Annotated in this window: 3 protein-coding genes; all 3 read right to left on the bottom strand. The window is 52.9% G+C overall.

Annotated elements, in window-relative coordinates:
• Positions 1–236, bottom strand: a 236-nt coding sequence (locus AC6BYQ_RS19155; protein WP_020882629.1) for a GTP-binding protein, incomplete at its 3' end; no start/stop codon positions are given.
• A 70-nt stretch (positions 237–306) separates the two neighbouring features.
• Entirely contained in the window at positions 307–2,421 is a 2,115-nt protein-coding gene (fusA, locus tag AC6BYQ_RS19150; protein ID WP_028127620.1) for an elongation factor G, read from the bottom strand.
• Positions 2,422–2,514: 93 nt separating this feature from the next.
• On the bottom strand, positions 2,515–2,938 hold a 424-nt coding region (gene rpsG / locus AC6BYQ_RS19145; protein ID WP_498057362.1), incomplete at its 5' end, for a 30S ribosomal protein S7.

The raw sequence follows: 2,938 nt of genomic DNA, 5'->3' as shown, positions 1-2,938 counted from the left end.
TGCGCGTAGTGACGAGTCGGGGTGTCATACTCAACGTGAGAGGTGTTGATGGTGATACCACGAGCTTTTTCTTCTGGCGCGTTATCGATCTGGTCGAAAGCACGTGCAGAACCGCCGTAGGTTTTAGCCAGTACGGTGGTGATCGCTGCAGTCAGGGTAGTTTTACCGTGGTCAACGTGGCCGATAGTACCAACGTTAACGTGCGGTTTTGTACGTTCAAATTTTTCTTTAGACACGGCTATATTCCTTACTATAGCGCTCTCCCCTTCTGGAGAGAGCACGGGACTTTGGTTTTAACCCTGCGGCTTATTTGCCACGGGCTTCGATTACGGCCTGAGCGACGTTGTTCGGTGCATCATCATACTTCAGGAATTCCATGGTGTATGATGCGCGACCTTTAGTCAGAGAACGCAGCTGAGTTGCGTAGCCGAACATTTCGGACAACGGTACTTCAGCGTGGATCTTAACGCCAGTCACTTCAGATTCCTGACCGCGCAGCATGCCGCGACGACGGCTCAAGTCACCGATAACGTCACCGGTGTTCTCTTCTGGAGTCTCAACTTCAACCTTCATGATAGGCTCAAGCAGAACTGGTTTCGCTTTCTTAAAGCCTTCTTTAAAGGCGATAGACGCGGCCAGTTTAAACGCCAGTTCAGAGGAGTCAACGTCGTGGTAAGAACCGAAGTGCAGACGAATACCCATGTCTACTACCGGGTAACCAGCCAACGGACCAGACTTCAGCTGCTCCTGGATGCCTTTATCAACGGCAGGGATGTATTCGCCAGGAATTACACCACCTTTGATGTCGTTGATGAACTCGTAACCTTTCGGGTTAGAGCCCGGCTCCAGTGGGTACATGTCGATCACAACGTGACCGTACTGACCGCGACCACCAGACTGCTTGGCGTGCTTACCTTCAACATCGGTAATCTTCGCGCGAATCGCTTCGCGGTAAGCTACCTGAGGTTTGCCCACGTTAGCTTCAACGTTGAATTCACGCTTCATGCGGTCAACGATGATGTCGAGGTGCAGTTCACCCATACCGGCGATGATGGTCTGGTTAGACTCTTCGTCAGTCCATACGCGGAATGACGGGTCTTCTTTAGCCAGACGGCCCAGAGCCAGACCCATTTTTTCTTGGTCAGCTTTGGTTTTTGGTTCAACGGCGATAGAGATTACCGGCTCAGGGAATTCCATACGCTCCAGGATGATTGGAGAGTCTGGATCACACAGGGTGTCCCCGGTGGTCACGTCTTTCAGACCGATCGCAGCGGCGATGTCGCCTGCGCGAACTTCTTTGATCTCTTCACGCTTGTTGGCGTGCATCTGAACGATACGGCCGAAACGCTCGCGCGCAGCCTTAACGGAGTTCAGCACGGTGTCGCCGGAGTTAACAACGCCGGAGTACACGCGGAAGAAGGTCAGGTTACCCACGAACGGGTCGGTAGCGATTTTGAACGCCAGCGCAGAGAACGGCTCGTCATCACTTGCGTGACGCTCAGCCGGAGTGTCTTTGCCATCGTCCAGGATACCGTTGATCGCAGGAACGTCAGTTGGTGCCGGCAGGTATTCGATTACCGCATCCAGCATCGCCTGTACGCCTTTGTTCTTGAACGCAGAGCCACAGGTAACCAGGATGATTTCGTTGTTCAGCACGCGCTGACGCAGAGCGGATTTGATTTCTTCCTCGGTCAGCTCTTCGCCGCCCAGGTATTTTTCCATCAGCTCTTCGGAAGCTTCCGCAGCGGACTCGATCAGGTTCTGGCGCCATTCTTCAGCCAGGTCCATCATGTCAGCCGGCACGTCTTCGTATTCGAAGGTTACGCCTGCGTCTTCTTCGTTCCAGTTGATCGCCTTCATTTTCACCAGGTCGATAACGCCGGTGAATTTGTCTTCTGCGCCGATAGCCAGCTGCAGAGGAACAGGGTTGGCGCCCAGACGAGATTTGATCTGGCCTACAACTTTCAGGAAGTTAGCACCCATACGGTCCATTTTGTTAACGAACGCGATACGTGGCACTTTGTATTTGTTAGCCTGACGCCATACGGTTTCAGACTGTGGCTGAACACCACCAACAGCACAGTAAACCATTACCGCGCCATCCAGCACACGCATGGAACGTTCTACTTCGATGGTGAAGTCAACGTGCCCTGGGGTGTCGATGATGTTTACGCGGTGCGGTTCGAACTGCTTGGCCATACCAGACCAGAAGGCAGTAGTCGCTGCAGAAGTGATGGTAATACCACGCTCCTGCTCCTGTTCCATCCAGTCCATGGTGGCAGCGCCGTCATGAACTTCACCGATTTTGTGGTTTACACCGGTGTAGAACAGAATACGTTCGGTAGTGGTGGTTTTACCGGCGTCGATGTGAGCACTGATACCGATGTTACGGTAGCGTGCAATGGGTGTTGTACGAGCCATTTGATTCCTCTATTCCTAGGGCGTTCAAGTTCAGTTAACCCAAGCGGGCCGATTTGACGCGCCCGCTTGGTTAGCATAACTATCGCGTGGTGATTACCAGCGGTAGTGGGCGAACGCCTTGTTGGCTTCGGCCATACGGTGAACGTCTTCACGCTTCTTAACAGCAGAACCTTTGTTCTCTGCTGCGTCAGACAGCTCGTTCGCCAGGCGCAGAGCCATGGATTTATCACCGCGTTTACGTGCAGCATCAACGATCCAACGCATTGCCAGAGCATTACGACGAACCGGGCGGACTTCAACTGGTACCTGATAAGTAGAACCGCCAACGCGACGCGACTTAACTTCTACAGTCGGGCGAACGTTGTCGAGAGCGACTTCGAAAGCTTCCAGGTGATCTTTACCAGAACGCTGAGCCAGGGTCTCCAGCGCGGTATAGACGATTGCTTCTGCAGTAGATTTTTTACCGTCTACCATCAGGATATTTACAAATTTGGCCAGCAGCTCAGATCCGAACTTA

The organism is Serratia sp. LTN-2, from assembly GCF_059740205.1.
The sequence above is the reverse complement of the archived record's forward strand: the minus strand, read 5'-3'. Positions and strand labels throughout refer to the sequence as shown.